Raw genomic sequence first — 6,734 nt, forward strand, 5'->3', positions numbered from 1 at the left:
GCATTTCGGTTAGGCCGCCCGAAACACGTACGAGGCTGCGGTGGTGATGCGGTCGTCGACGCCCTCGTCATGCATCAGCACCCGGACCGCGAAGGTGCCGTCGGACCCGCGCACCGGTTCGGTGTCGACCCGGAACGGGCCGGTCTTTCCGCGCGCCATGAACATCACGTGGCAGGACACCCCGTGGAGACGATCGGTTCCCGCGGCGGCGGCCGCGGCGTCGATGGCAGCGGTCTCGAGGATGACGAACTGCGGTCCGACGTGCAGAGCCGCATCGGGGGATGCGACCTCGACCGACAGTTCGGGCAGTCCCCAGCGGCCGTCGGGTCGGCGATGCCCGCCGAAGACCCGCCACAGCGGCGGCAGGTCGGGGGAGTCGACGATCTCGAGGGGATTGGCTTCCATCCGTTCCAGGCCCTCGGGCGGGATGCCGATGCTGACGCCCTGGCCCTCGATCAATGCGAGCGCCCGATCCGGGTTGTCGGCGTCGACGATCTTGGCGCGGCTGTATCCCATCTGGCGGCCGACCCGCAGTTCTTCCGACACCACCTCGATGCGTCGCACGCCCAGGCCCGGGTCGAGGATCTGGCAGGAATGGATGACCGGGTTCGGCACCGCCTCCAGGTCGGACATGTGGCCGCTCTCGGGCGCCGAGATCCCGAGCACCGCGAACAGCAGGCCACCCGCGGCGTCGCGCATATCGCGGCGCACCGTGACGGTGTTGTCCTCCTCGACGAGGTCCATCTGCGCGTAGCTGCGGCCGATGTAGCGATAACTCAGAAGCCCGCCCCACCGCCTCCGCAACTCCTCGGCGTACTCCTCGGGGGAATCGGTCAACTCCCGGATATCGCGTAACACGCAGCCTCCTGTCTGAGGTGATGCCGACGGCGGTCTACGGCAGTCGGCGGGGCGATCTTTCCATCTCGTAACCGGCGGGGAACGTCATCTCGATCACCCGCAGCTCGTCGTGGGCCTTGGACTCCAGTTCGAGTACGACGCAACCCTCGCCGAGGTCTTTGGCTTCCAACACCGTGTAATGCTGACCGCCACCGTTGACGTCGACGACGGGGTCCCCTGAGCGCAGTGCCTCGACCGCTACCAGGCCGGGGGCTTTTGCCGGGTGTGCTTCCACGCGACCAACGGTAGGCCAAAGCGGCGCAGCGCTCGGGTGTTTCAGCCGACCGCCAAGGTGTAGAAGAGGCCGCCGACGACGAAGGTGGCCAGGCACAACCCGAATGTGCCCAGGGCGAACGGCCATCCGCGCCGGCGCCGCACCAACTGCACGACCGTGGCGATCAGGCCGGCGACACCGATGGCGGCGGCGATCAACAACGCGTTGATGACCGCGCCGACCGCGCCCTCCTCACTACAGCTCTCGGGTGGACAGTGATCCAGAAACGCGAGGGAGAACAGCCCGAAGACGGCGCCGACGACGATCATCGCCGCGGTCATCACCAGCGCCACTATCGAAGCCGCGATGTCCGCGCCCGACACCGGCCGCTTGGCGGGCTGCGGCATCGGGTAGACGGGCGGATAGCTCGGTTGGACCATGACCGCAGATGCTAGCGACGCGATGCGCGGTTTCCCGTCGAAACGCCTGGACATGGACCATCATGGCGCTATCGAGCCAGCCGCACGGGAGATGCCGATGGACAGCACGATGCAGGACTTTCCGCTGACCCTGACCACGATCCTGCGACACGGAACGGGGTGGCACTCCAGCCGCAAGGTGATCACCGCGACGCCCGACGGTTCGCGGGAGATCAGCTACGGCGAACTCGGAACCCGGGTGGCCCAGCTGGCCAACGGCCTGCGTGCGCTCGGAGTCAGCGAGGGCCAACGTGTCGCCACCTTCATGTGGAACAACCAGGAGCATCTCCAGGCCTACTTCGCCGCGCCGTGCATGGGCGCGGTGCTGCACACACTCAACATCCGGCTGGGCGGCGATCAGGTCGCGTTCATCGCCAATCAGGCCGAGGATTCCGTTGTGCTGGTGGATATGTCGCTCGTCGCGTTGTTCGCGCCCATCCTGCCGCAGCTGACGACGGTGCACACCGTGGTCCTGGTGGGGGAGGGCGACATATCCGAGCTCGCCGACGCGGGCCGCACGGTGATTCGATACGACGACCTCATCGCCGAGCAGCCGCTCGAGTACGACTGGCCGGATCTCGACGAAAAGAGCGCCGCGGCAATGTGTTACACCAGTGGCACGACCGGCAACCCGAAGGGCGTCGTCTACAGCCACCGGTCGACGTATCTGCACTCGATGGCCGTGTGCTCCGCGAACGGCATCGGCCTGGCCGACGGTGACCGGGTCTTGGCGGTTGTTCCGATGTTTCACGCCAATGCGTGGGGTCAGCCGTATGCGGCGGTGATGGCAGGTGCGGATCTGCTGCTGCCCGACCGGTTTCTGCAGGCCGCCCCGCTCGTCGACATGATCGAGCGTCACCGCCCGACCGTCTCGGCGGCGGTGCCGACGATATGGAACGACGTTCTCAACTTCTTGCGCGCCAATCCGGACCGGGATATCTCGTCGCTGCGGACCGTCTGCTGCGGCGGCTCGGCGGTGCCGGTGGCGATGATGAAGGAATACCAGGAGCGCTTCGGTGTGGTGATCCGGCAGGGCTGGGGAATGACCGAAACCTCTCCGCTGGCGGCGATTGCGACCCCACCGCCGGAAGTGACGGGCGACGACCACTGGACGTTGCGTGCCGCGGCGGGACGTGCGCTGTGCGGCGTCGAGATCCGCATCGTCGACGACCAGGGTGCGGTGCTGCCCAGCGACGGGAAAGCCGTGGGTGAGATCGAGATTCGCGGTCCGTGGATCACGGGGTCGTACTACCGCAACGCCGACCCCAGCAAGTTCGACGAGGGATGGCTGCGCACCGGCGACGTCGGAAAGATCGATCCGCAGGGTTTCATCACCTTGACCGACCGCGCCAAAGACGTGATCAAGTCCGGCGGGGAGTGGATCTCGTCGGTCGAGTTGGAACTGCGCATCATGGACCACCCCGCCGTGTACGAGGCTGCGGTCGTCGCGGTGCCCGACGACCGCTGGCAGGAGCGGCCGTTGGCGGCGGTGGTGCTCGACGAGGGCGCATCCGTTGCCGCCGACGAATTACGGAAACATCTGAGCGACAACGTTCCCCGGTTCTGGCTGCCGGAACGATGGGCGTTCGTCGAGGAGGTGCCCAAGACCAGCGTCGGGAAGTTCGACAAGAAACTGATCAGGGCGCGGTACGCAGACGGCGCCTACGACGTCGTCGAGTGCCGGGACTGATGGCCGTGGCGCCGAACACCCGGCGAACCGTTCCGGAGCCGGTGATGGGTGGTTTACGGTAGCGACGACGGTCAATCCCGTGGCTACACACCGCGGATGAGGGAACGGGGACGAAGACATGCGCCGATCGATCCGACTGATGGCCTCAGCCGCCGCGTGCACAACTGCGGTGCCACTCGGGTTACTGACCGCCGCCATCGCGTCGGCCAATGACACCTTCGTCCCGATGAACCAGGTGTCGCGCCGTTGCGATTACAGCGAGACCGACTACAACGGCCCGACCGGCTACGGGCGGGGCACGAGTGTCATCAGGTCGAGCGGGTCGAATCTGACCGCGGATGTCACGCTTGACGTGGCGATCCCGAATATGCGTTACGACGTCCGGCTCATTCAGGTACCGCGACCGTCGTCCGCGCCGTGCCTCGGCGGCGATCCCGGTGTCGCCATGGCTTCGTTGCAGACAAACGCTGTGGGCCACGGCACCGTCACCCTCACCGACAGCATCGAACCGGGCGCGACGGGGGCATGGGTGTGGATCTCGCGGCCCGACCGGTTCTCCCAGGATCCCGCGGAGTTCTATACCAGCGACCTGATCGTGAAGATCTGAACGTTTCCGCTCAGGCGGCAACGACGACGGTCAGCTCGTCGCCTCGGCGTTCCACCCGCATACCCGCGCGCCGCGCCACGGCGGCAACCGCGGCCGCATCGGCCGGTTCCGCTCGTGAACTCGCCAATGCCCGGGCGAGTCGCCCTTTGTGCGCCTTGTTGAAGTGGGTCACCACGCTGCGATGCCCGTCTGGATGCTCGGCGAGGACGTCCACGCGGACCGCGTTGGGTAGCCGACCGAGCGCCGCATACGAACCGGACCGGAGATCGACGACCAGGTCGTCGGCCGCCCAGCCGGCGAGCACCGGTTCCAGCACTGGGCGCCACCGCGTCGCCAGCGACGGTCGCCCTGGAAGCTTCGATGTCGCCGAGAGCCGGTACGCCGGGACCGGGTCGTCGGCGCGCAGCAGTCCGAACAGCGCGGAGCCGACGGCCAGCCGGGCACGCGCACGCGATGCGGCTGCTCCGCGCAGCGATTCCACGTTCAGGGCGTCATAGAGGACACCGGTGTAGCGGCTGATCGCCGGCAGCGTCGGCGCCTCGCGCAGCTCGGCGTTGCGATCGATCTCGGCGTCCTGCGCGGCGGAGAGCCCTAAGGCGCGCCGGCATGCCGGCCGGTCGGCGGCCAGGTCCACGAGTTCGTCGAGCAGTTCGGCGCGCATGGGTCCGAGCTCGGGCGAGCTGAGCGAGTCCAACCGCAGTGGAGGTCCGTCGCCGCCGACCCGCTTGGTCTCCGAAGGCGGAAGAAGCACGATCACGCCGCAGAGGTTAGCCGGGCGCGGGTCTCGCTCAGGCCGGAGGCACCGGAGCCGGTGGCGGCGCGGGTGCGAACGGATCGGCCGGAGCCGGCGGCGGCGGGGGCGCCAGCGGATCGCCCGGCGGCAGGGCCGGAGCCGGCGGCGGCGGGGGCGCGAACGGATCGCCCGGCGGCGGGGCCGGAGCCGGCGGCGGCGGGGGCGCCAGCGGATCGGCGGGCGGTGGAGGAGGCGCGAACGGGTTCGCCGGAGGCGGGGGAGCATGGCCGGCCATCATCACCACCGGCGCGGCCGGGGCGCCCGGGATCATCGGCTGCTCAGGGGGCACGGGCAGGAACATGTGGTTGGTGAACTGGTCCTGGTAGGCGCCGCCACCACCGACCTTCACGCCGCCGCCCTCACCGGACGAGACGGGTGTCCCGTCAGGCAGCGTGGCCGCAGTGTGGCCGCTGTTCCAACCGACCACCAGCGCACCGGGCTGGGTGCCGTACTGGAACCCGCGCTCGAGCAGCGCACCCTCGATGTTTCCCGTGTTGAACCGGTTCCCGTAGACGGGCCGACCCGTCGCTGCATTCGTCACCCAGGACACCAGGCCCGAGCAGTCGGTACCGGCCGGTGAGTCCCCGCCGGTGACGTACGGCGTGCCGGACACCTGGTTTACAAGCGTCAAAAGCGTGGCAATAGCAAACACGCGGTCGGACGCTACAAGTCTCCGGACAACGCCACCAAATTCTGTGACTGCCTTCACAGCCTGCGGTTTCTATTGCCTACTTCACGAATAGCATTGCCGAATTGGGCTTTTGACGTTGCTACAGCAATGCCGATTACCACTGGCTGAAATCGGGAGCGCAGCAATCGATTTGCAGTTGTCGTCCAGGATCATCATCTGAATTACCTTGTCCTGCAGTCGATTCTCCGCTTTACGGCGAGGACTGAAGCAGGAACTCAGCCGAGCGCCAACAGTAACGGAACGGTCTGTTCAGCGAAGGTGAGCGATCCGTGGTGCCCGACCAGTGAGGATTCCAGCGGTTCGACCGTGCGTCGGATGATCGCCGCGGAGCCACGGGCGGCGGCGACGACGTCGCCGATCCGGGGCCGAACGTCGTCGCTGACCTGCGGCCCGAACCAGCCGGCCTCGATGGCTTCGTCCCTGGAGACGACCCATGCCCGTTCACCCAGCGTGGCCCTCCACGCGGCGAGCACATCTTCGTGGGATCCGTCCTCTATATAGATGTGCCGAGCCCGGACCTCTCCGGCGACCGCCTCGACACCGTCGAGCAGCGCCGGGGTGGCATCGACGTCGATCGTCTCGGCGTCAGTGACCTCGACCATCCCGTGGTCGGCCACGACGGCCAGGAGGCCGCCTGAGGGCAGCGCCTCGACCACCGACTCGATCAGGGTGTCGATCTGCCGCAGCTGCAGGCGCCACTGGGCCGATCCCGGGCCGTAGAGGTGGCCCAACATGTCCAGCTCGGCGTGATATCCGTAACAGAATCCGCCGTCGGACAGCGTGACCCGCACCGCCGCGGCGAGATCGCCGAGCACATGAACACCCACATAGCGTCCGCCGCGAAGCACCGCGCGGGTGAGGCCGGAGCCGGTGAACTCGGCGCCGGAGATGACGCTGGCGGCGACGCCCGCCGAGGTGGCCCGCTCGAAGGTGGTCGGCAATGGCTGCACCTGTTCGGGAACAACCGCGCCGCGAAGATCCCGTCCCCAGGGGTGTGGCCGCCACCGCAACGCATTGATCACGCCGGCGTCCGGTATGCGAAAGGAGTAGCCGACGAAGCCATGCTCACCGGAGCGACGACCCGTTCCCACCGCCGCCAGACCCGCGGCGGTGGTGGAGGGGAAGCCGACCGTCAATGCCCGCCCTCGCAGCGAGGCCATCGTCGGCGCGTCGGCGGCGTGGCGGTCGAGAAGTTCGGCGCCCAGCCCGTCGATCAGCAGAACGCAGGCCCCGGAGAGGTCGGGAAACCCGAGGGTGTCGTGGAAACCCTCGGCGCCCATCGCCGACAGCACCGACGGCACGACATCAGCGAGGTGGGGCAGCTCGGGATCCGGTGTGGGCAGGTCCACGAGCTGAGCCTGCC

General features: G+C 68.0%; 8 protein-coding genes. 2 read left to right on the forward strand and 6 right to left on the reverse strand.

Features of this window, described 5'->3' with window-relative positions:
* Positions 1 to 9: 9 nt before the first annotated feature.
* The 3 genes from AU197_RS12955 to AU197_RS12965 are packed head-to-tail and all read right to left on the reverse strand — an operon-like array spanning position 10 to position 1,551.
* Positions 10 to 858, reverse strand: a complete 849-nt coding sequence (locus tag AU197_RS12955) for a hypothetical protein (protein WP_064403112.1) — start codon at positions 856 to 858, stop codon at positions 10 to 12.
* Positions 859 to 892: 34 nt separating this feature from the next.
* Positions 893 to 1,132 carry a hypothetical protein gene (locus tag AU197_RS12960; protein ID WP_064403113.1) on the reverse strand — a complete coding sequence of 80 codons (240 nt, stop codon included), beginning with the start codon at positions 1,130 to 1,132 and terminating at the stop codon, positions 893 to 895.
* A gap of 41 nt (positions 1,133 to 1,173) precedes the next feature.
* Positions 1,174 to 1,551 carry a hypothetical protein gene (locus AU197_RS12965; protein WP_082696652.1) on the reverse strand — a complete coding sequence of 126 codons (378 nt, stop codon included), beginning with the start codon at positions 1,549 to 1,551 and terminating at the stop codon, positions 1,174 to 1,176.
* Positions 1,552 to 1,648: 97 nt separating this feature from the next.
* Here AU197_RS12965 and AU197_RS12970 point away from each other — a divergent pair, with 97 nt between their 5' ends.
* Together AU197_RS12970 and AU197_RS12975 are read left to right on the forward strand one after the other, a co-directional pair.
* Positions 1,649 to 3,280 carry a fatty acid--CoA ligase gene (locus AU197_RS12970; RefSeq protein WP_064403145.1) on the forward strand — a complete coding sequence of 544 codons (1,632 nt, stop codon included), beginning with the start codon at positions 1,649 to 1,651 and terminating at the stop codon, positions 3,278 to 3,280.
* A 118-nt stretch (positions 3,281 to 3,398) separates the two neighbouring features.
* Positions 3,399 to 3,887, forward strand: a complete 489-nt coding sequence (locus tag AU197_RS12975; RefSeq protein WP_064403114.1) for a hypothetical protein — start codon at positions 3,399 to 3,401, stop codon at positions 3,885 to 3,887.
* Between the two features lie 10 nt (positions 3,888 to 3,897).
* Here AU197_RS12975 and yaaA read toward each other — a convergent pair whose 3' ends face one another.
* From yaaA to AU197_RS12990, 3 genes are all read right to left on the reverse strand, one after another.
* A complete protein-coding gene (gene yaaA / locus AU197_RS12980) occupies positions 3,898 to 4,644 on the reverse strand; it encodes a peroxide stress protein YaaA (RefSeq protein WP_064403115.1) in 747 nt (248 codons plus the stop codon).
* Between the two features lie 31 nt (positions 4,645 to 4,675).
* Positions 4,676 to 5,332, reverse strand: a complete 657-nt coding sequence (locus AU197_RS12985) for an NlpC/P60 family protein (protein WP_064403116.1) — start codon at positions 5,330 to 5,332, stop codon at positions 4,676 to 4,678.
* Between the two features lie 254 nt (positions 5,333 to 5,586).
* Positions 5,587 to 6,720 (reverse strand): alkaline phosphatase family protein, encoded by a 1,134-nt coding sequence (locus tag AU197_RS12990; protein WP_064403146.1) that lies wholly within the window; start codon positions 6,718 to 6,720, stop codon positions 5,587 to 5,589.
* Positions 6,721 to 6,734: the final 14 nt, after the last annotated feature.

Origin of the sequence: Mycobacterium sp. IS-1590, from assembly GCF_001500025.1 — a bacterium.
In the GTDB taxonomy this organism is placed as follows: Bacteria; Actinomycetota; Actinomycetes; order Mycobacteriales; family Mycobacteriaceae; genus Mycobacterium.